This window comes from Jejuia pallidilutea (genome assembly GCF_002973595.1).
Classification (GTDB): Bacteria; Bacteroidota; Bacteroidia; order Flavobacteriales; family Flavobacteriaceae; genus Jejuia; species Jejuia pallidilutea.
This window is the reverse complement of the sequence record NZ_PVEO01000001.1, coordinates 791,000-811,080: the sequence shown is the minus strand read 5'-3', so window position 1 is coordinate 811,080 and position 20,081 is coordinate 791,000. Positions and strand designations below refer to the sequence as shown.

The following is a 20,081-nucleotide window of genomic DNA, read 5'->3' as shown; positions in this document are numbered from 1 at the left end:
CAAGGGCAAAAGCAAAAAACTAGCTCTTATTGCAGTGTGCAACAAGTTATTAAAACAAGCATTTGCAGTTGTAAAAAATAGATTGCCATACGATGTAGATTACAGAAGCTCTTTAGTAATAAATAAGTAATAGTTTACTTGTTTTTTACCTCAGTTCTTTGTTGCCAGTAGTTTTTATTCAATTAGTTTAGTCAAATCTACATTCGTAATTTCTTCAAATATTTGAGCTGCCAATTCTGTGTCAATTTTACCCATTCCAAAGCTTACTATTTTTCCAATAAGCATCATTTTCAAATCTTTTTTACTAATTTTTTTGCTTTTCCCTTTTAGTTGCTCAATCTCTTCAAATATTATTTCTTGACCATAACCAAGTTTCTCAAGCTTTTCCAAAACAGAGTTAATTCGGTCGTGAAGTTCTGTAAGTTCTTTTAGAGAATAGTCGACATCATCATCTGTTAATTCACTTTCTGGAACTTGATAGTTGTCAAATATATTCTGTTGACGTTGAATTTCAGAGTTGAATTTCCGAATGTTGCTCAATTCCGAACGATTAATTCTTTCTTTTTCTTTTAAAAAATTCAGTTCTTGACTTTGCCTTTTTTTAGTTTCATTATCAATAGCTTTTGTTAAAAATCCTTGATTTGTAGACAACTCTTTTCGTTTATCAGCCAGTTTTTTTTCTAGGTCAGCAACTTTTGCACTTACTCGTATTAATTCTTTTGATTTACTATCTATTTGTCTTTGGTAACTTTGAGCTGTAGAAAGACTTTTTGTTGAAAATGCTCTTTTTGATAAATCATTAATTTTTGAATTTAAATCAACTTCTTTTTTCCTTTCAGCAACTTGTTTTTTCATTAAATCCGCAATTTGAGAATTTAATTGACTGACTTTATTTCTGTAATTACTTACTGACATTATTGGCTGGTTTTCAAATTACTGGCAACGGTTTTGTGTATGATTTCGTTGCGTGTTTCAGCAACTAATTTAGCAAATACAAATCGAATAGAAAATCTGCGAGGATTTTCGTAAGTAGGCTAGTACTAGCAATGAATTATACACGTTGTTGTGTGTAGTGGTTTCACAGATTCTTTAATTATTATTTTTACTTAATGATGAAGCGTGCAGATGCGCAATTTTCCATTGGTCCTCTTCCTTTATCATTACTAAAGTCCTTCTGGATAATCTATTTACTCCGTCCCCAAGATGAAATGTAACAATTGCAGTCTGTCCGTAGAGTTGGATTTTTAAATCCTTCGGATTTATATGTAATTTTCTAGTGTTTTTTGTGTCTACAAATTCAGGAAAAATTGTCAACCAAACAGTATCACGTTCTTGTCTACCTTCTATTCTGCTCGCTTGATCCCAAAACGGATAAAAAATAGTCGCGTCATCAGTGAATGATGTTCGAAAAGTTGTCCAATTAAAATTATTAAAGGCTGTCACAAAATCGGTAGCGGATTTCATAACAGCTATTGAGTCTTTATTTTGAGCCTTTATACTAAAGTTAATTAGTAAGGAAAAAATAATCAATAAAAGTAGAGCTTTAGTCTTCATAATTTTATTATTTGAATTGTCTTGCGCCATTACACACAACTCAAACATAAAAACAATTAAACGACCTATATTCACCGGAACAGGGAGCATAACAATGGTTTTTGTATTTTAAAGTCAACAAAATAATAAATTGCTGTAAGCTACAAGTTTTTATGCGTTTGGTTTGTTTTACTTTTTATTTATAGTTTAGTTCAGCGAATAATGTCTTGTTCATTTCCTGCGATACCTCCACATTTTTAGGTCCAAACTTGCTTCTGTTGAATGATAATAGAATGTTTCCCGTGTTTTGATAGTTGTCCCATGGCAAAATAAACTTTGGTTCTGCATCATTAAAATTAGGGAAAAACTCCCATTGTTTAATAAGGTTATCGGTTTGGTCTACATAAATATAATACTTGTTTTCTGGCGTAACGCCTACATCATTAAACGTAAGTTGTAATACATCTGCTGTATGTCCATTATTTAAAGTTTCGGTTTTTACATGCGATAACGTTACCCCAGGATCTTGCAATTTCCAAGGCATTACCAACCAATACGAATCGTTTATCCACCAGTTTTTGCCCTTTACAAGTAGTTCGTTTTGTTTGGTTTCATCTTGTACCAATAGGTTATTTTTAAACACTTTTCCTTTAAGTGTGTTTATGTTAACTAGGATTACTAGGTTGTTTTCGGGGCTTTCTATACGTACATCTCCCGTCCATTTGTCCCAAAACAATGTTCTTTTTGCAAAATCCCATTTTATAAAGTGGGTATTGTTATAGTGCTCCATACCGCCCATAGCTTTAACGACTTTATTTGCAATAGCGGTTGCTTTTTTAGAAGATTGTGCATTACTGCTTAGCGTTATTAAAGTAGTAAAACATAATAGGAACGTAAGTTTTAAAACGTAATATGATTTCATGGCCTAAGGTATAAATGTGTTTTTGGAAAATTACATAAAACTTTTAGAAATAGATTATTTTTGCTACCTAAATTAACAGTTTTGAAAAAAGATATTAAAGTACCAGAGGTAAAAGGTGTTTATATTGCTGTTGTGCACGAATACAACGATATTTATAAAACTAAAGACTGGAACGCTTACATTATAAACGATAAGGGAATTGATTTGGAAATGGTAATTATAGTATCTGAGGGGTATTCTGAAACCAAAAAAACAGCTGCTTTTAGAAAACGTTTAGATAAATTACCTGCTAAAAGTTATGCTAAAATAGAATTACTTCAAGAAGATTTGTTTGCGTTAAACAATGCATTTAAAGTTTCTTTTTTTGAAGGCAACACTATGCTAGACAAGACTTATTTATTTAGAAAAAACACCATTAATCTTAAAGCGTTGCAACCCATACCTTTAATGGATGTAAAGGGTGTTTTGGTGAAGTAGTTTGTTGGTAAATGAGTGCGTTAGGGATAGCAGTGGAAAGCCCACAGCGTAGCGAGGACTTGTAACGGATAGCCCGACCACGCCCTAGCGTGGTAACGCCCAAATTATTTTTTAAATATTAAGTGGTTAGAGTAGTGCAGCCTTTTTAATCTAGCTTATCGGTTAATTTTTTAAATACCTTTTTAGGGTCTTTATTCTCGTAGAGTATGCTGTAAACGGCATCTATTATTGGGGTGTTGGCTTTATTGTTGTTGTTTTCGTTAATTAAATAGGCGCTTTTAGTGGCATAATAGCCTTCGGCAACCATGCTCATTTCCATTTGCGCAGATTTTACGGTGTAGCCTTTCCCAACCATATTACCAAACATGCGGTTTCTAGAGAATGTGGAGTAGCCTGTTACTAACAAATCGCCCAGATATGCAGAATTATTAATGTTGCGTTTCATTTTATGTACGCGTTTAATGTAGCGCTTCATTTCTCTTATGGCATTACTCATTAAAATACTCTGAAAATTATCGCCATAGCCCAAACCATGTGCAATTCCTGCGGCAATGGCATAAATATTTTTTAGCATAACACCGTATTCTATACCAATAACATCATCGCTTATTTTGGTTTTAATGTAGTCGCTAGACAAACTATCGGCAATATGCTGCGCTTTTTTAGCGTCCCAAGAGGAAATGGTTAAGTACGATAAACGTTCTAGCGCTACCTCTTCGGCATGACAGGGGCCTGCGAGTACTGCAATATTTTCAAAAGGCACATTGTAACGCTCGTTTATGTGCTCGCCTAATAATAATCCAGATTCTGGTACTATACCTTTTACCGCAGAAACTATTGTTTTGTTAGAAATATCTACCGTTAGTTTTTCTAATTCGCTATGAATAAATGCAGAAGGGATAACAAAAAATAACACATCGGCCCATGCGGCCATTTCATTGATATCGTTACTAAGCTTTAATTGCTCTAGATGAAACTCTACAGAACTTAAATAATTAGGGTTGTGTTGCTCTCGTAAAATATGCTCTTTTATGTATACACTGCGCATGTACCATCCAATTTTATTTAAGTTTTCACTAAGCATTTTTACTATAGCCGTTGCCCAACTTCCTGCTCCAAAAACTGCATATTTTAAAGGTTCATTCATAAAAAACTAAAAAAATGTTTCTGTTCCAAAAGTACATAAAATATAGAAGAATGAAGAAATGGGGGTGCTTCAAATTTTTTTTTGGCACGCTGTTTGAATCTATAGTAACAGAAACCCAAAAACGAATGATTATGAAGACTGTAAAATTACTTTTAAGCGTTGTATTGGCATCAACACTCTTTACGTCGTGTTATACAGAGGTTATCGTAGATGATTTTGTAGACGAACCAATAATTAATGCAAACCAAGTACTAAACTCTTACGAGCTTTGGTATGTAGATATAAACCAAACTATTGGCTTTGGAGAAATACCGTTTTTGCAAAAGGCATTTACTATTTCTTTTATTAATGGTACGCTTTACGCTAATAATAATTTGGTAGGTATAGGTAGTAGTGGCGATGGTTTTGGTATTGATGTAGCAAGTTATAGTGCATATAATGCCATATTGGACGTAACCCACGATATTGATGGGTTTGTAACGTTTGATGTGTTTGTTGTAGATAATAATACCATAGAATTATATAACCCCAATACGGATACATCGTACTTTTTAGAAGGGTACCAACGTAGAAATTTCGATTACGATTTTGTGTTCTACGATAATATTCATTATTTCTTGCAGGAGTATGAAGCTTGGGAAAAGACATTTACAAGTGAAATGGGAGCTATAAACGAGTTTGATAACGAGAATTACTTACAGTTTTTAGCAGGTGGTAACGATTCTACATTTAGAAGTTCTCAGGACAATTTTGGAACGAATCCTAATAACTTAATTTGGGACTACACAGGGGTTTACGGTGTTGGCGATGTATTAAACACTATAAACTTAAAAACTTTAACATTAGATTATGATTTCTTTGACAATGAATTCTTTGAACTAAGCGTTATAGATGACAGAACGATAGAGCTGTATCATCCATCTTCTAAAACCATTTACGAATTTAAAGGAAGAGGTTACATACAATATTTAAAAGCGGGTAGTACAAAAGACGAAACTGCTGCTAAAAAAGAAAAGAAACGTAAGTTTAAAAAAGAAAGAGTAGACAACCCAAGGGAAAGCTCGAGGTTATAAATAAATAGAAAATTAAGGGATGATATCCCGCAATAAGCGGGATTAGTTCAACTATTTAATTTGAGTATGGTTTTACAACAAGCCATTCAAATTAAAGTTTCACTAAAATTTTGGTTGGTTATTTAGTTTAGAAACCGTTTAAAGCAAACTTGCTTTGGGCGGTTTCTGTTTTTGGGTTAAATTATGTGACCATTTCGTTCCTTTTGTGTCTAAAAAATGTGTAGCTTTAAAAATTACATAAAATAAAATTATTAACCCTTAAAATAAGTTAACATGGGATTATTTTCATTTATTAAAAACGCAGGAGCAAAAGTATTTGGTATTGGTAAGACCGATGAAGAAGAAGCTGCTGAAGCTGCTGCTAAAGAGCTTAAGTTAGAGCAAATGGCTGCTAAAAAACTAGAAGAAACAATTAACGATTTACAGTTGCAGGTAGAAAACCTAAATATATTTATAGATGAAGACACAGCAACTATAAGTGGTGCCGCATACGACCAAGCTACAAAAGAAAAAGTAATTTTAGTGGTTGGGAACTCTAACGGTATTGCTGTTGTTGATGACCAAATGACGGTAGAAAATGTTGAGCCAGAGGCACAATTTCATACTGTAGTAAGTGGTGATACTTTAGGTAAAATTGCAAAAACATATTATGGCAACGCCATGAAATATCCTATGATATTTGAAGCGAATAAGCCAATGCTTACCGATCCGGATAAAATTTATCCAGGACAAGTATTGCGCATTCCTGCCTTAGACTAAAAACACCTACAATATTTATGTTATGATAAAACCCGGCTCGCAAGAGTTGGGTTTTTTATTCTCAAAAATAAAAATAGTATTGCTATTTAATTTTATGCGTTAAAATTATTTAAAACACATACTTAAAAGATATAACTTGCTATTTTACAGTCTAATAATTCATGTAAAACACTAAGTTTATCCTTTCTTCTTGTGGGGAATTAATAGGTTGTTTATTGTAGAATATAAAACTAAACAATGTTAGTTTATTAAAGAGCTTTAACTAACAATTCTGCTGTAGCAGGATTTGTAGCAAGTGGTACATCGTGTACATCGCATAGTCTCATAAGCATATTGACATCTGGTTCATGAGGATGCTTTTCTAGAGGGTCTCTAAAAAAAATAACCATTTTGCATATTCCTTCGGCAACTCTAGCTGCTATTTGGGCATCGCCACCAAGAGGGCCAGATAATAATTTTGTAACCTCTATACCTGCTTTCTCAACTTTTCCACCTGTAGTACCAGTAGATATTATACAGATGTTTTTTTCTTGAAACTTTACTTTATGCTGATTTAAAAACTGAACCATTTCAGCTTTTTTACCATCATGCGCGATTATGGCTATTTCCATTCTTAATTAGATTATAATTATTATACATAAACGAAATTAACTAATTGAAAATATCGTTTAAAACTAAGCTTGTTTTATTTATAAAAATTCATCTCATCTAAATATTCCCAAACATGTTGAGGTAACATAGGCTTAACATTTTTGCCTTCTTTAATGGATTTTCTAATAAAGGTTGAAGAAAGCTCCATTATGGGAGCATTAATAATGTGTATTTTTTTATGACCATCAAACCGTGTTTCAGCTTTGTCCTTTGAAATCCTAGGGTATACGTATATATGGTGGTTTTCAAGAATAAGCTCGTAGTTTTTCCATTTATGAAAGCTCTTTAGGTTGTCTTCTCCCATAATTAATGCAAATTCGTAATTAGGATATTTTTCCTGTAGGTGCACTAATGTGTTTACAGTATAATTGGGTTGTGGTAAGTTAAATTCAATATTACTAGGTTGTAATCTTTGGTAATCTTTTGTTGCTCGATATACCATTTCTAAGCGTTGGTAATTATCTAAAAGCGAGCTTTTCTTTTTAAAAGGGTTATGTGGTGTTACTACAAACCAAACTTGGTCTAGATCACTATACTCTGCAATATGGTTGGCAATAATTAAATGACCTATATGAATAGGGTTGAAAGAACCAAAATATAAGCCAACTTTCATGAATAGAGTTTAAGAATTAATAAATTTACTAACTATATTTTTAGCTTCTAGAAGGGCCTTGTCTAAGTTGTCGTTTACTATTATAGTATCAAATAATGGAGCGGTAGCTAATTCTGCAGAGGCTTTTGCAACACGCATGTTTATTTTATCGTCGCTTTCTGTTTTACGTTTTTTTAATCTAATTTTTAGCTCATCAATACTTGGTGGTTTTACAAATATGGCTAATGTTTCTTCTGGAAATTTTCGCTTTATACGCAAGCCACCAGAAACATCAATATCAAAAATTACATTTTTACCTAGTGCCCAAATACGTTCTACCTCGGCTTTTAAGGTGCCGTAGAAATTGTCGCGGTATACCTCTTCCCATTCTAAAAACTCATCATTTTTAATTTTACTTTTAAAGTCTTTTGCAGACATAAAATAGTAATCCTTACCATTAACTTCAGTACCACGTTTGTCTCTTGAAGTTGCCGATATTGAAAACTCTAGGTTTAAATCTTCAATACCCAATAAATGCCGTACAATAGTGGTTTTACCAGAACCAGAAGGTGCTGAAAACACGATGAGTTTACCTTGTTTCTTTTCTTTAGTCATGTTTAATTTTACTGTATACTGAGACTGGAAACTAAATTATAGTACATTTAATAATTGTTCCTTAATTTTTTCAAGTTCATCTTTCATTTGTACAACCAATTGCTGCATTGGGGCGAAATTGCTCTTAGAGCCAATAGTGTTTATTTCTCTACCCATTTCTTGACTTATAAACCCAAGTTTTTTTCCATTAGAGTCTTTAGAGTTAATAGACTCTGTAAAATAATTTAGGTGATTTTTTAAGCGTACCTTTTCTTCGGTTATATCAAACTTTTCAATGTAATACACAAGTTCTTGTTCAAATCTGTTCTCATCATATTTTTCCCTTAACTCATCAACGCCCTTTTTTAAACGCTCCCTAACACCCTCCACACGTTCGGGGTCCATTGCGATAACATCTTCAAGAATGTTACTAATTGCGGTAATACGATTGTTAAAATCTTCTTCTAGAACTTTGCCCTCGTTAAGTCTGTAACTAATTAAATCTTCTACAGCTTTTAATATTTCAGCTTCAATAGCTTTCCATTCGTCTTCATCAATTTCTTCCCTAACAGTATTTAGCGCATCAGGAAAACGTACTGCCATTTCAAGTAGTTGTGCATCATCTGTATTTACTATAGCCCTTAATTGCGACATGTACTGTTTTACAACAGGGGTATTTAATTGTGTTGAGGTATCTTCTGCTGTAGCTTCAACATAAATTGAAAAATCAATTTTGCCACGTACTAATTTATCGGCTAGTAGTTTTCTAATGGCAAGTTCCTTCTCTCTGTAAATAGAAGGCATTCTAGCATTCAAGTCTAAATTTTTACTGTTTAGAGATTTTAGCTCTATAGTGATTTTTTTTGTTGGTAATTGTAAAACAGATTTTCCGTAACCTGTCATGGAATAAATCATAAACACGTGTATTAAGTTTTGCAAAGGTAATTAAAACTGTAAGAAACCTAAGTATACCTATAAAAACACCTGTTTTCACATAAACACTACATGTAAACACACAAAACCACCACTCCTAAAAACTTTTGTGGTGCAACAATGACACCCAAAAAAACCTTTATTTTAATGGTAAACACAGTAAACCCTTAAAATTACCCAACACCACCACAAATAAAAACTTTTGTGGTGTAACTCAAAATACGCAAATACATCTGGTAATCAATAAAATAAAACATTCATTTTGATATTTTTTAATTTACTATAGTTTTAAGTTAATTATAAGGTAAACCATAAGGTCTGTTTCATATAAAACTTTATTTTTAACAATCGAAATTACTTACACCACTTATGTCAGAAGAACAAAAAAAACTACTAGAAAAACAATTATGGGCTATTGCTAACCTTTTACGTGGTAAAATGGATGCAGATGATTATAGAAACTATATATTAGGTTTTATATTCTTTAAATATCTATCAGAAAAGCTACATATATACGCTAACAAAATATTAGCACCAGACAATTTAACTTACGAGCAATTAGATGAAAATTCAGAGAATGGTAAGTTGTATATCGAAGCGGTTAAAAAAGCTTGTATTAAAGAATTAGGTTATTTTTTAAAGCCGAGTGAATTATTTACATCTATTGCTCAAAAAGGAAATAACCTTTCAGAAATAGAAACTAATGAAATTGATGAAGCGAAACAGTTTTTCATCATTGAAGATTTAGAGCGTATTCTAACCAATATTGAGCAAAGTACAATGGGTACAGAATCTGAAGATGATTTTGTAAAACTATTTGAAGATTTAGATTTAACATCTGGAAAATTAGGTAGAACCGTAAAAGCCCAAAATGAAACTATTGCAAAAATTATCACGCATTTAGATGAAATCGATTTTCAATTAGAAGACACTGAAAGCGATTTATTGGGTGATGCGTATGAATATTTAATTGGCGAATTTGCATCAAGAGCAGGAAAAAAAGCAGGGGAATTTTACACACCTCAAGAAGTTTCAACCATATTAGCAAAAATTGTTACTACACGTAAAAAGCGTTTAAAATCAGTTTATGATCCAACCTGTGGTAGTGGGTCCTTGTTGTTACGAGTAGCCAAAGAAGTGGATGATGTAGGAATGTTTTACGGTCAAGAATTAAACCGTACTACTTACAACTTGGCACGTATGAATATGATTCTACACGGTGTAAATTATCGTCAGTTTGATATCAAACAAGAAGATACTTTAGAAGAGCCTCAACATATGGATATAGAGTTACGTGCAGAAGCTATTGTAGCAAATCCACCATTCTCTGCAAAGTGGAGTGCAAAAGGTATTTTTAGTACAGATGATAGATTTAGTCAATACGGTAAATTAGCACCTAAAACAAAAGCAGATTTTGCATTTGTACAGCATATGATTCATCATTTAGATGAAAACGGTATAATGGCAACCGTTTTACCTCACGGTGTATTATTTAGAGGAAGTAGTGAAGCACATATAAGACGGTATTTAATAGAAGACAGAAACTACATTGATGCCGTTATTGGCTTACCTGCAAATATCTTTTTTGGTACAGGGATTCCAACCTGTATTTTGGTGATTAAAAAATGCAGAGAAGTTAATGAAGATGTATTATTTATTGATGCAAGTAACGAGTTTGAAAAACAAGGTAAAGACAACAAGCTACTACCAGAGCACATCAATAAAATTGTAGATACTTATACCAACAGAGAGGTTATAGATAAATACAGTTATAGAGCTACCTTAAAAGATATTGAAGATAACGATTACAACCTAAACATACCACGTTATGTAGATACCTTTGAAGAAGAAGAACCTATTGATATTAATGCCGTAGCTTCAGCAATACAAGCATTAGATATAGAAATTGCCGAAACCGATAAACGTATTGCTTCCTATTGTAAAGAGTTAAATATTAAAGCACCTTTTTAATAATGGAATTATTACAACCAAAACTGCGTTTTATTGAATTTAAAAATCAATGGATAAAGACAAAATTAGGTGCATTGGGTGTGTTTAAAGGTGGTGGGACACCTGCAACTAATAAGGCTAATTATTGGAAAGGTAATACCCCTTGGATTTCAAGTTCAGATATATTAGAAAATGATATTTTTAATATTAATATTACTCGTTATATATCAAATGAGGCAATCGAAGAAAGTGCTGCAAAATTAGTTCCGTTAAATAGTGTGTTATTTGTTTCAAGAGTAGGTATAGGTAAACTTGCTGTTTCTAATCTAAATTTATGCACAAGTCAAGATTTTGCTAACCTTACACCAAAAAAAGATAATAGTTGGTTTATAGCATATTATTTTTTATCTAAAAACAAACTACTTCATCAATTCGCACAGGGTACGTCAATAAAAGGTTTTACAACAGGGGATTTAAAAAGTATTCCTATAAATTTACCATCCATTCCAGAACAACAAAAAATAGCATCATTCCTTACAGATGTAGATGATAAAATTACCAAACTAACCAAAAAGAAAGATCTTTTAGAGCAATACAAAAAAGGCATAATGCAAAAAATCTTTAGTCAAGAATTAAGATTTAAAGATGATAATGGTAATGCGTTTCCTAAATGGGAAGTGAAGAAGTTGGGAGATTTAGGTAGTACTTTAAACGGTTTAACAGGTAAAACCAAAGAAAACTTTGGTAGCGGTAAACCATATATTCAATACAAGCAAATTTTTGATAGCTCTAAAATAAATATTGATAATTGTGGATTAGTTGATGTAACAAGTACAGATAATCAAACCAAAGTTCAATATGGTGATGTTTTTTTTACAACTTCATCTGAAACACCAAATGAAATAGGCACTGCATCTGTATTATTGGATAGTGTTGGCGAAATGTATCTTAATAGTTTTTGTTTTGGTTTTAGAGTAAATCAATCAATTTTATATCCATCATTTAGTCAGTTTCTATTCCGTAGTAACGATTTTAGAAAAAAAATGATTCCTTTAGCTCAAGGTAGTACAAGGTATAATATATCAAAATCTTCATTTCTTAAATTAAAGGTTTATTTACCATCTATTGAAGAACAAACCAAAATAGCCAATTTCTTATCAGATATAGATATAAAAATAGAAGCCTTAAATACCAAAATAGAAAATAGTAAAGCCTTTAAAAAAGGATTATTACAACAAATGTTTGTTTAATTAATTGATAATGGATGGTTGAGAATTGAGAATGGAAAATGGCTAGTTATGAAGAAAAAGGAAAATTTGGTGATGGATAAATCGTATGCTTTTGCTTTACGTATTATTGGTTTGTATAAATATCTAACTTCTGAAAAAAAGGAATATGTATTGTCTAAACAGTTATTGCGTAGCGGAACAGCTATAGGTGCTTTAATAAAAGAAGGTGAGCACGCACAGTCTAAAGCAGATTTTTTAAATAAAATGAATGTGGCATTAAAAGAAGCAAATGAGGTTACTTATTGGTTACAGTTATTAAACGATAGTAGTTATATTTCAGAAAAGGAGTACAATTCTATTTTTCCAGAAAGTGAGGCTATTTTAAAAATGCTAATAAGCATTGTAAAAACAACAAAACAAAACTTAAACCGATAATCATCAATCTTCAATTATCAATCCTCAATTAAAATAATGACAACACAGCCAGAACAAGTATTAGAAAACAATTTAATAAGCCAACTTATTAGTTTAGGTCATAAATCAGTTGTTATAAAAACAGAAGATGATTTATTAACCAACCTAAAAACGCAATTAGAAAAACATAATAAAACAACGTTTACAGCTTCAGAGTTTGAAAGAATAGTTATCCACTTATCTAAAGGTAACATCTACGATAAAGCCAAAACCTTACGAGATAAATATGTGCTTCAAAAAGATAACGGAGAGAAAGCATATATCGAGTTTATTAATCAAGATTTCTGGTGTCAAAATCAATTCCAAGTAACTAATCAAATTACTATTAACGGTAAACGAGAAAACCGTTACGATGTTACTATTCTTATTAACGGCCTACCATTAGTACAAATAGAATTAAAGCGAAGAGGTATAGAACTTAAAGAAGCCTTTAATCAAATTCAACGGTATCAAAAAGAATCTTTTGCATCAAACAATGCACTATTTAATTATGTACAGATTTTTGTAATTAGTAATGGTGTAGATACCAAGTATTATGCAAATAGCCAAAAACAGAGTTTTAAGTTTACATCGTTCTGGAGTGATGAAAAGAATAAAAAAATCACACAATTAGAACCTTTTGCAAATATCTTTTTAGAGCCTTGTCATATTGCTAAAATGATTACCAAATACATTGTGTTGCACGAAAGTGATAAAACATTGATGGTATTAAGACCTTATCAGTTTTTTGCAGTAGAATCAATAATTGATAGAATAAAGAATAGTAATAAAAATGGCTATATATGGCATACTACAGGTTCAGGTAAAACACTAACATCATTTAAAGCAAGTCAAATAATAACTCAAAATCCTAAAATTAAAAAAGTAGTATTTGTAGTAGATAGGCAAGATTTAGACGACCAAACAGTTAGAGAATTTAGAGCATTTGATAAAGATAGTATTGATGGTACAGAGAACACAAAAATGCTTATTAGTCAATTTTTAGATAATAATAGACCGTTATTAGTTACTACTATTCAAAAGCTAAATAGTGCCATATCAAAGGCTAAATTTAGAAAGCAAATAGAAGTTTTAAAAGATGAAAAAATAGTATTCATTTTTGATGAATGTCACCGTTCACAATTTGGAGATACGCACAAACGTATTGTAAATTTCTTTACCAATCATCAGTTATTTGGTTTTACAGGAACACCAATATTTGTAAAAAATGCGCTTAGTAAAAAAAGTATCAAACAAACTACAGCAAATTTGTTTCACGAGTGTTTACATCAATACGTCATTACAGATGCTATCCGCGATGAAAATGTATTAAAGTTTTCTATTGAATATTATAATGTGTTCAAATCAAAAGATGGGATTGATGATACGAAAGTAGAAGATATAAACAAGCAAGAAGTTTATGAAAGTGATGATTATTTGAATACTATTACCAACTATATCATAGCAAATCACAATCGTAAAACGCATCACAGAACGTTTACAGCAATGTTTTGTGTGAGTAGTGTAGATGTACTTATAAAATATTACGAGCTGTTTAAGGCTAAAAAGCAAGCTGGTAAACATAACTTAAATATTGCTTCTATATTTTCATACAGCCCCAATCAAGAGGATGCAGGTGCAAATGGCGAAATACCCGAAGAAGATTTTCCAGATATTAATATGGCTGCTGAAGCCGCTTCAACCTACGGTAGTATCCCTCACAAAGATAAGTTAGACCAATGTATTGCAGACTATAACAAACAGTTTGGTACTAAACACACCGCAAAAGATGGCAATGCCTTTTTAAACTATAAAAAGGATATTTCTAAACGCGTTAAGAACAAGCAGATTGATATATTATTAGTCGTAAATATGTTTCTTACAGGTTTTGATAGTAAGTCTCTAAATACCCTTTATGTAGATAAAAATTTAAACTATCACGGTTTAATACAAGCTTATTCTCGTACCAACAGAATATTAAACGAAAAGAAATCACAAGGAAACATTTTAGCGTTCCGTAATCTAAAGCAAAATACAGATGATGCTATTGCTTTGTTTTCAGATAAAAATGCGCAGGAAACTATAATAATAGCACCTTATGAAGAGCAAGTAAAGAAATTCAATGAAGCGTATAAGGTATTAATGGGAATTGCACCAACGGTAGATAGTGTAAATGATTTGGTTACCGAAGAAGACGAATTAGAATTTGCAAAAGCCTTTAGAGAAATAATGCGATTGAAAAATATACTAGCATCATTTATCGAATTTACATTTGATGATACCTATATGAAAGAGCAAGAGTTTGCAGATTATACAAGTAAATATTTAGACTTACACGATAAGATTAAAACGAATAATCAAAAAGAATCAGTATCTATTTTAGATGAAATTGATTTTGAATTAGAATTAATACATCGTGATGAAATAAATGTAGCCTACATAATGCGATTATTAGCACAATTAAAAGAAGCTACACCAAAAGACCAGGCAAAACAGAAAAAGCAAATTATAGATTTAATTTCAGGAGAAGCAGAGTTAAGAAGTAAACGCGCATTAATTGAAAAGTTTATTCAGAATAATTTACCTAAAATAAGTGATGAGGAAGATGTTGAAAGCGTGTTTAAACAATATTGGGAGGTTGAAACCAGAAAGGCTTTACATGAATTAACCGCTAAGGAATCATTAAAACAAGATAAGGTTGAAACCATTATAAATGACTTTCTATTTACAGGAAGAATGGCAACCGAAGACGTAGTAATTGAGGCATTAAAAAAACAACCAAGTGTATTGCATCGAGAATCAATAAGTAATAGAATTACAGAACAGATAAAGGATTTCATTAAGACTTTTATTAATGGAATTGATTAATTATGAACGCTGGATTAGAACATAATGAAAAACAAAAAGTAATTGGAGCATTAAGAAGTGCAACTCATAAATTGATTAAGCAATTACAGCAGGACAAAATAGTATCCTTACTAGAGTTTAATGAGCTGTGTAAAATAGCCTATAAAGATGATGTTTGGTTAGGTGCAATTAGCAAATTAAATTATGATTACAGAGATTATTCATTTCTAGATGTAAAAATTAATTGCAAGTATTTAGGAAGTAAATTTAAAGTTAGGTTTTATATGGGGCCACCTGCTCCAACTCATAATGAAAGACCTCATATTGCTCATAATTTAATGGTTGAGGAAGTTGATAATATTTAAAGGTTATTTATATCTATAAAAGCAAGGGGTATTAATATATTTTGTTGAATTATGCCTTCAAAACTCTTTAGTGTAGCTCCTGTTAGACTGTATTTCTAAAGGCGATGGCTATGAGTTTTGTTTTTAATTAAGTCAATAATAGCAAAACTTAGCTTTTTTTATACTAAAACTAAGGATATTGCGTTACTGTATTGTTTCTAGTTTAATCGTAAAACCCTGTTAATCATATAATTAACAGGGTTTTGTGTACTCAAGGTGGGAATCGAACCCACACTTCCGAAGAAACTGGATTTTGAATCCAGCGCGTCTACCAATTCCGCCACTTGAGCAATTTTGGATTGCAAAAATATATATTTTTTCGATATGTAACACGAAAATACTACGCAATATACTTTTCAGGTTAAAATAAATGTATAAATTTGCACCTCGTTAAAAAAAATCATCTTTTTTAAATCCTAAAAAACAACTAGTTAACCATGGGCGTTGTAAATACTGAAGCTAAAATTTTTGCTTGTACGCAAAGTACAGCATTAGGTGAAAACATTGCCAAGGCCTTTGGAGCAAAACTAGGTAATGTTATTACATCTACATATAGCGATGGTGAGTTTCAGCCGTCTTACGAAGAATCTATACGTGGTACACGAATTTTTATTATAGGTTCTACGCATCCAGAGCCAAGAAACTTAATGGAAATGTTGTTAATGATTGATGCCGCTAAACGTGCATCAGCAAGACACATAACCGCCGTAATGCCCTATTTTGGATGGGCAAGACAGGATAGAAAAGATAAACCACGTGTGCCAATTGCGGCAAAATTAGTAGCTAAAATGCTCGAGGCTGCTGGCGCAACCCGAATTATAACAATGGATTTGCATGCCGACCAAATACAAGGTTTTTTCGAAAAACCAGTAGATCATTTATTTGCATCTACCATTTTCCTGCCGTATTTAAGAAGCTTAGAATTACCAAATTTAACCGTGGCTTCACCAGATATGGGTGGTTCTAAAAGAGCTTACGCATATTCTAAGGCTTTAGGAAGCGATGTGGTTATTTGTTATAAGCAGCGTGCTAAGGCTAATACAATATCTCATATGGAGTTAATAGGAGATGTTACCGGTAAAAATGTGGTTTTAGTTGATGATATGGTAGACACTGCTGGTACATTAACCAAAGCAGCAGATTTAATGATGGAAAGAGGCGCGCTAAGTGTTAGGGCTATATGTACACATCCAATATTATCTGGTAAGGCTTACGAAAAAATAGAGGCATCTAAACTAGAAGAATTAATTACAACAGATTCTATTCCTCTAAAACAAAATAACGATAAAATAAGAGTGTTAAGTTGTGCAGAATTGTTTGCAGAAGTAATGGACAAAGTGCACCATAACAAATCCATAAGCTCTAAATTCGTAATGTAATCCTCCTTTGTTTATCGATAAAAGGAGAAAAAAAGAATATTAATTAAATTATTTATATAAAACAATTATGAAATCAATTACAATCAACGGATCTCAAAGAGAAAGCGTGGGCAAAAAAGCAACAAAAGCCTTACGTAATGCTGGTCAGGTTCCTTGCGTATTATACGGAGGAGATAAGCCAGTACATTTCTCTGCACCAGAATTGGCTTTCTCTAAACTTGTATACACGCCCAATGCGCATACAGTTGTGATTGAGCTAGACAATGGCGTTACTTTTAACGCTGTACTTCAAGATTTACAATTTCACCCAGTAACAGATAGAATTTTACATGTAGACTTCTACCAATTATTCGAGGATAAAGAAATTGCATTAAACATTCCTGTAAACCTTGTGGGTAATTCCAGAGGTGTTAAAAATGGTGGTGTTTTAAGAAAAAACAACAGAAAGCTGCGTATAAAGGCGCTTCCTGCTAACTTACCAGATTTTATAGAGATAGATATTACACCTCTTAAAATTGGAGATAAAGTAGCGGTAGGCGATTTGCCAAAAGAGGGCTATACCTTTTTACATTCAGACAATACAGTGGTTTGCCAAATTAAAACAGCAAGAACTGCTATTATTGAAGACGACGATGATGATGAAGAAATTGAAGGTGAAGAAGGAGCAGAAGCAGCAACTGCAGAAGAGACGTCTCAAGAATAAATTTATTAACAACGATTGTAAAAAGCACTTTCTTAACGAAGGTGCTTTTTTATTGTAAAAAACCTAAAAAACAACTTTAATTTTAAAATTTAAAATATATCTTTGCACGCGAAAACTAAAAGTGGTTTTTATCAATTAAATCGCATAATATTAAACACATAAGTAATGTCTAAAGTTACAGGTAAAGTTGCACAGATAGTAGGGCCAGTTATCGACGTTGAGTTCGCAGCAGGTTCAGAGCTTCCAAAAATTTACGATTCATTAGAAATAAACAGACCAGATGGTTCAATCTTGGTATTAGAAGTACAATCTCATATTGGTGAAGATACAGTACGTACCATTGCAATGGATTCTTCTGATGGTTTAAGTAGAGGTACAGAAGTTTCTGCTACAGGTGCTCCAATACAAATGCCTATAGGAGATGATGTTTATGGGCGTTTATTTAATGTAATTGGCGATGCTATCGATGGTCTTGGAGATTTGCCTAAAGCGGGAGAATCTGGATTGCCCATTCACAGACAAGCACCTAAGTTCGAAGATTTATCAACTTCAACAGAGGTTTTGTTTACCGGTATTAAAGTTATCGATTTAATTGAACCATATGCAAAAGGTGGTAAAATTGGTTTATTTGGAGGTGCCGGTGTAGGTAAAACAGTATTAATACAAGAGTTAATTAACAATATTGCAAAAGGCCATGGTGGTCTTTCTGTATTTGCTGGTGTAGGAGAGAGAACTCGTGAAGGTAACGACCTTTTAAGAGAGATGTTAGAATCTGGCATCATTAAGTATGGTGATGATTTCTTACATTCAATGGAAGAAGGCGGATGGGATCTTTCTAAAGTTGATAAATCAGCTATGAAAGAATCTAAAGCTACTTTCGTGTTCGGACAAATGAACGAGCCTCCTGGAGCTCGTGCTCGTGTAGCACTTTCAGGATTAACTATAGCTGAGTATTTTCGCGATGGAGCTGGAGACGGACAAGGAAAAGATGTATTATTCTTCGTAGATAATATTTTCCGTTTTACACAAGCTGGTTCAGAGGTGTCCGCACTACTTGGTCGTATGCCATCTGCGGTAGGTTATCAACCTACATTAGCAACCGAGATGGGTGCAATGCAAGAGCGTATTACATCAACTAAAAAAGGATCTATTACATCTGTACAAGCAGTTTATGTACCTGCAGATGATTTAACCGATCCTGCTCCTGCAACTACGTTTGCTCACTTAGATGCTACAACTGTATTATCTCGTAAAATTGCAGAACTTGGTATTTATCCTGCGGTAGATCCGTTAGATTCTACATCTAGAATATTAACAGCCGATATTTTAGGAGCAGACCATTATAATTGTGCACAACGCGTTAAAGAGTTGCTACAACGCTATAAGGAGTTACAAGATATTATTGCTATTCTTGGTATGGAAGAATTATCGGAAGAAGATAAACTAGCTGTATCTAGAGCAAGACGTGTACAACGTTTCTTATCTCAACCTTTCCACGTTGCAGAACAATTTACAGGAATTCCAGGTGTATTGGTTGATATTAAGGAAACCATTAAAGGATTCAATATGATTATGGATGGCGAATTAGATCACCTTCCTGAAGCAGCTTTTAACCTTAAGGGTACTATCGAAGATGCTATTGAAGCTGGTGAGAAAATGTTAGCTGAAGCCTAATTAAGTTCAGAGTTAAGAATTTAGAGTTCAAATATTGTAACTCATAACTTCTAACTCGTAACTCATAACTAAGAGATATGTATTTAGAAATTGTATCGCCAGAAGCGACTTTATTTAGTGGGGAAGTAGATGCTGTTGCTGTTCCAGGTGTGAATGGTGAGTTTGAAATACTTCAAAATCACGCACCAATTATTTCCTTATTAAAAGATGGGTTAGTAAAAATCTCAGGAAATATTGTTCTAGATGAAGAGGTGGCACCTAAATTTACAAAAACTGGTAAGGGGTTTGCACTTTCAATAAGTTCTGGAACCATAGAAATGAAAGACAATAAACTAATTGTTTTAGCAGATTAATAAAAAGTATATAAAACTTATTAAAAAACCCCCGAAACATTAATGTTTCGGGGGTTTTTATTTTAACTAACTAAAATAAAAATAAAGTTTAGAAAATAATAACCAGTAGGTTTATTGCAATAGTAGCAACGACTAAAATTGCGAGTCCAATTGCAAACGATCTGTCCAAGATAGTGTCTGTAGTTTTCATAGTGGATTAATAATTAAGTTAGGATTTCCCTTAAGATTTTTAAAAGAAACCCTGCGCTAGTACCGCACAGAGTTTCAGGTAATTCTCTCTCAAAAGAATTGATTAATAGCTTCTGTAAATGTAGGGGTAAGAGTTTAAAAAAAAAATACGCAGTTGTACGTATTTTTATGTGTTAGGCAAAGAGGTGTAAAAGCGAAAGCCCTAGATTTAATAATCTA

The 20,081-nt window shown here is 32.5% G+C and carries 20 protein-coding genes, 1 tRNA gene and 1 pseudogene; 13 read left to right on the top strand and 9 right to left on the bottom strand.

The window, feature by feature from the left end; all coding sequences use genetic code 11:
• A pseudogene (locus CLV33_RS17655) lies at positions 1–130 on the top strand (IS110 family transposase); the annotation flags it as partial.
• Between the two features lie 44 nt (positions 131–174).
• Here the strand turns inward: CLV33_RS17655 and CLV33_RS17650 are convergent.
• The 3 genes from CLV33_RS17650 to CLV33_RS03570 form a co-directional block, all read right to left on the bottom strand.
• Positions 175–915, bottom strand: a complete 741-nt coding sequence (locus CLV33_RS17650) for a hypothetical protein (RefSeq protein WP_244906375.1) — start codon at positions 913–915, stop codon at positions 175–177.
• Between the two features lie 174 nt (positions 916–1,089).
• The gene (locus CLV33_RS03575) at positions 1,090–1,464 is read right to left on the bottom strand and encodes a nuclear transport factor 2 family protein (protein WP_170063967.1); all 375 of its coding nucleotides are present in this window, start codon (positions 1,462–1,464) and stop codon (positions 1,090–1,092) included.
• Between the two features lie 265 nt (positions 1,465–1,729).
• Positions 1,730–2,455: a hypothetical protein gene (locus tag CLV33_RS03570; protein ID WP_105472715.1), complete on the bottom strand. Its 726-nt coding sequence runs from the start codon at positions 2,453–2,455 to the stop codon at positions 1,730–1,732.
• A gap of 81 nt (positions 2,456–2,536) precedes the next feature.
• Here CLV33_RS03570 and CLV33_RS03565 point away from each other — a divergent pair, with 81 nt between their 5' ends.
• Positions 2,537–2,932: a hypothetical protein gene (locus CLV33_RS03565; protein WP_105472714.1), complete on the top strand. Its 396-nt coding sequence runs from the start codon at positions 2,537–2,539 to the stop codon at positions 2,930–2,932.
• A gap of 145 nt (positions 2,933–3,077) precedes the next feature.
• Here the strand turns inward: CLV33_RS03565 and CLV33_RS03560 are convergent, their stop codons facing one another.
• The gene (locus CLV33_RS03560; RefSeq protein ID WP_105472713.1) at positions 3,078–4,079 is read right to left on the bottom strand and encodes an NAD(P)H-dependent glycerol-3-phosphate dehydrogenase; all 1,002 of its coding nucleotides are present in this window, start codon (positions 4,077–4,079) and stop codon (positions 3,078–3,080) included.
• A gap of 131 nt (positions 4,080–4,210) precedes the next feature.
• Between CLV33_RS03560 and CLV33_RS03555 the strand changes: the two genes are divergently transcribed.
• Complete coding sequence (locus CLV33_RS03555; RefSeq protein ID WP_105472748.1) at positions 4,211–5,152, top strand: nicotinic acid mononucleotide adenyltransferase; 942 nt, start codon at positions 4,211–4,213, stop codon at positions 5,150–5,152.
• A 273-nt stretch (positions 5,153–5,425) separates the two neighbouring features.
• Positions 5,426–5,911, top strand: coding sequence for a peptidoglycan-binding protein LysM (gene lysM, locus CLV33_RS03550; protein ID WP_045370895.1), 486 nt, complete (start codon positions 5,426–5,428; stop codon positions 5,909–5,911).
• A gap of 248 nt (positions 5,912–6,159) precedes the next feature.
• Here lysM and CLV33_RS03545 read toward each other — a convergent pair whose 3' ends face one another.
• The 4 genes from CLV33_RS03545 to CLV33_RS03530 all read right to left on the bottom strand — a co-directional run bounded on the left by CLV33_RS03545 (position 6,160) and on the right by CLV33_RS03530 (position 8,663).
• Positions 6,160–6,522: a methylglyoxal synthase gene (locus CLV33_RS03545; protein ID WP_042242345.1), complete on the bottom strand. Its 363-nt coding sequence runs from the start codon at positions 6,520–6,522 to the stop codon at positions 6,160–6,162.
• A gap of 74 nt (positions 6,523–6,596) precedes the next feature.
• Positions 6,597–7,175 carry a nicotinate (nicotinamide) nucleotide adenylyltransferase gene (gene nadD, locus CLV33_RS03540; protein ID WP_042247795.1) on the bottom strand — a complete coding sequence of 193 codons (579 nt, stop codon included), beginning with the start codon at positions 7,173–7,175 and terminating at the stop codon, positions 6,597–6,599.
• A gap of 9 nt (positions 7,176–7,184) precedes the next feature.
• Entirely contained in the window at positions 7,185–7,769 is a 585-nt protein-coding gene (gmk, locus tag CLV33_RS03535; protein ID WP_105472712.1) for a guanylate kinase, read from the bottom strand.
• Between the two features lie 36 nt (positions 7,770–7,805).
• Complete coding sequence (locus tag CLV33_RS03530) at positions 7,806–8,663, bottom strand: YicC/YloC family endoribonuclease (protein ID WP_042242339.1); 858 nt, start codon at positions 8,661–8,663, stop codon at positions 7,806–7,808.
• A gap of 387 nt (positions 8,664–9,050) precedes the next feature.
• Here CLV33_RS03530 and CLV33_RS03525 point away from each other — a divergent pair, with 387 nt between their 5' ends.
• The 5 genes from CLV33_RS03525 to CLV33_RS03505 are packed head-to-tail and all read left to right on the top strand — an operon-like array spanning position 9,051 to position 15,525.
• On the top strand, positions 9,051–10,652 hold the full coding sequence (locus tag CLV33_RS03525) for a type I restriction-modification system subunit M (RefSeq protein ID WP_105472711.1): 1,602 nt from the start codon (positions 9,051–9,053) through the stop codon (positions 10,650–10,652).
• A gap of 2 nt (positions 10,653–10,654) precedes the next feature.
• On the top strand, positions 10,655–11,881 hold the full coding sequence (locus CLV33_RS03520; protein WP_105472710.1) for a restriction endonuclease subunit S: 1,227 nt from the start codon (positions 10,655–10,657) through the stop codon (positions 11,879–11,881).
• A 48-nt stretch (positions 11,882–11,929) separates the two neighbouring features.
• On the top strand, positions 11,930–12,295 hold the full coding sequence (locus CLV33_RS03515; RefSeq protein WP_105472747.1) for a four helix bundle protein: 366 nt from the start codon (positions 11,930–11,932) through the stop codon (positions 12,293–12,295).
• Between the two features lie 36 nt (positions 12,296–12,331).
• Complete coding sequence (locus tag CLV33_RS03510; protein WP_105472709.1) at positions 12,332–15,181, top strand: type I restriction endonuclease subunit R; 2,850 nt, start codon at positions 12,332–12,334, stop codon at positions 15,179–15,181.
• A 2-nt stretch (positions 15,182–15,183) separates the two neighbouring features.
• On the top strand, positions 15,184–15,525 hold the full coding sequence (locus tag CLV33_RS03505; protein WP_105472708.1) for a hypothetical protein: 342 nt from the start codon (positions 15,184–15,186) through the stop codon (positions 15,523–15,525).
• A gap of 247 nt (positions 15,526–15,772) precedes the next feature.
• On the opposite strand, the gene CLV33_RS03500 is transcribed toward CLV33_RS03505, so the two are convergent.
• A tRNA-Leu gene (locus tag CLV33_RS03500) sits at positions 15,773–15,854 on the bottom strand.
• A 147-nt stretch (positions 15,855–16,001) separates the two neighbouring features.
• Here CLV33_RS03500 and CLV33_RS03495 point away from each other — a divergent pair.
• The 4 genes from CLV33_RS03495 to CLV33_RS03480 all read left to right on the top strand — a co-directional run bounded on the left by CLV33_RS03495 (position 16,002) and on the right by CLV33_RS03480 (position 19,673).
• Positions 16,002–16,943, top strand: coding sequence for a ribose-phosphate pyrophosphokinase (locus CLV33_RS03495; RefSeq protein ID WP_042242323.1), 942 nt, complete (start codon positions 16,002–16,004; stop codon positions 16,941–16,943).
• A gap of 67 nt (positions 16,944–17,010) precedes the next feature.
• On the top strand, positions 17,011–17,646 hold the full coding sequence (locus CLV33_RS03490; RefSeq protein WP_105472707.1) for a 50S ribosomal protein L25/general stress protein Ctc: 636 nt from the start codon (positions 17,011–17,013) through the stop codon (positions 17,644–17,646).
• Positions 17,647–17,811: 165 nt separating this feature from the next.
• Positions 17,812–19,320 carry a F0F1 ATP synthase subunit beta gene (gene atpD, locus CLV33_RS03485; RefSeq protein WP_045370897.1) on the top strand — a complete coding sequence of 503 codons (1,509 nt, stop codon included), beginning with the start codon at positions 17,812–17,814 and terminating at the stop codon, positions 19,318–19,320.
• Positions 19,321–19,397: 77 nt separating this feature from the next.
• Positions 19,398–19,673, top strand: a complete 276-nt coding sequence (locus CLV33_RS03480; RefSeq protein ID WP_042242316.1) for a F0F1 ATP synthase subunit epsilon — start codon at positions 19,398–19,400, stop codon at positions 19,671–19,673.
• The last annotated feature ends 408 nt before the right edge of the window (positions 19,674–20,081 follow it).

Excerpts from the sequence above, each read along its gene's own strand:
- CLV33_RS03560 (WP_105472713.1), bottom strand. The coding sequence starts at position 4,079 with ATGAATGAACCTTTAAAATATGCAGTTTTTGGAGCAGGAAGTTGGGCA.
- CLV33_RS17650 (WP_244906375.1), bottom strand. The coding sequence starts at position 915 with ATGTCAGTAAGTAATTACAGAAATAAAGTCAGTCAATTAAATTCTCAA.
- CLV33_RS03480 (WP_042242316.1), top strand. The coding sequence starts at position 19,398 with ATGTATTTAGAAATTGTATCGCCAGAAGCGACTTTATTTAGTGGGGAA.
- CLV33_RS03545 (WP_042242345.1), bottom strand. The coding sequence starts at position 6,522 with ATGGAAATAGCCATAATCGCGCATGATGGTAAAAAAGCTGAAATGGTT.
- CLV33_RS03525 (WP_105472711.1), top strand. The coding sequence starts at position 9,051 with ATGTCAGAAGAACAAAAAAAACTACTAGAAAAACAATTATGGGCTATT.
- atpD (WP_045370897.1), top strand. The coding sequence starts at position 17,812 with ATGTCTAAAGTTACAGGTAAAGTTGCACAGATAGTAGGGCCAGTTATC.
- lysM (WP_045370895.1), top strand. The coding sequence starts at position 5,426 with ATGGGATTATTTTCATTTATTAAAAACGCAGGAGCAAAAGTATTTGGT.
- CLV33_RS03575 (WP_170063967.1), bottom strand. The coding sequence starts at position 1,464 with ATGAAATCCGCTACCGATTTTGTGACAGCCTTTAATAATTTTAATTGG.
- CLV33_RS03555 (WP_105472748.1), top strand. The coding sequence starts at position 4,211 with ATGAAGACTGTAAAATTACTTTTAAGCGTTGTATTGGCATCAACACTC.
- CLV33_RS03510 (WP_105472709.1), top strand. The coding sequence starts at position 12,332 with ATGACAACACAGCCAGAACAAGTATTAGAAAACAATTTAATAAGCCAA.
- CLV33_RS03530 (WP_042242339.1), bottom strand. The coding sequence starts at position 8,663 with ATGATTTATTCCATGACAGGTTACGGAAAATCTGTTTTACAATTACCA.
- CLV33_RS03515 (WP_105472747.1), top strand. The coding sequence starts at position 11,930 with ATGAAGAAAAAGGAAAATTTGGTGATGGATAAATCGTATGCTTTTGCT.
- CLV33_RS03520 (WP_105472710.1), top strand. The coding sequence starts at position 10,655 with ATGGAATTATTACAACCAAAACTGCGTTTTATTGAATTTAAAAATCAA.
- nadD (WP_042247795.1), bottom strand. The coding sequence starts at position 7,175 with ATGAAAGTTGGCTTATATTTTGGTTCTTTCAACCCTATTCATATAGGT.
- CLV33_RS03490 (WP_105472707.1), top strand. The coding sequence starts at position 17,011 with ATGAAATCAATTACAATCAACGGATCTCAAAGAGAAAGCGTGGGCAAA.
- CLV33_RS03505 (WP_105472708.1), top strand. The coding sequence starts at position 15,184 with ATGAACGCTGGATTAGAACATAATGAAAAACAAAAAGTAATTGGAGCA.
- gmk (WP_105472712.1), bottom strand. The coding sequence starts at position 7,769 with ATGACTAAAGAAAAGAAACAAGGTAAACTCATCGTGTTTTCAGCACCT.
- CLV33_RS03495 (WP_042242323.1), top strand. The coding sequence starts at position 16,002 with ATGGGCGTTGTAAATACTGAAGCTAAAATTTTTGCTTGTACGCAAAGT.
- CLV33_RS03570 (WP_105472715.1), bottom strand. The coding sequence starts at position 2,455 with ATGAAATCATATTACGTTTTAAAACTTACGTTCCTATTATGTTTTACT.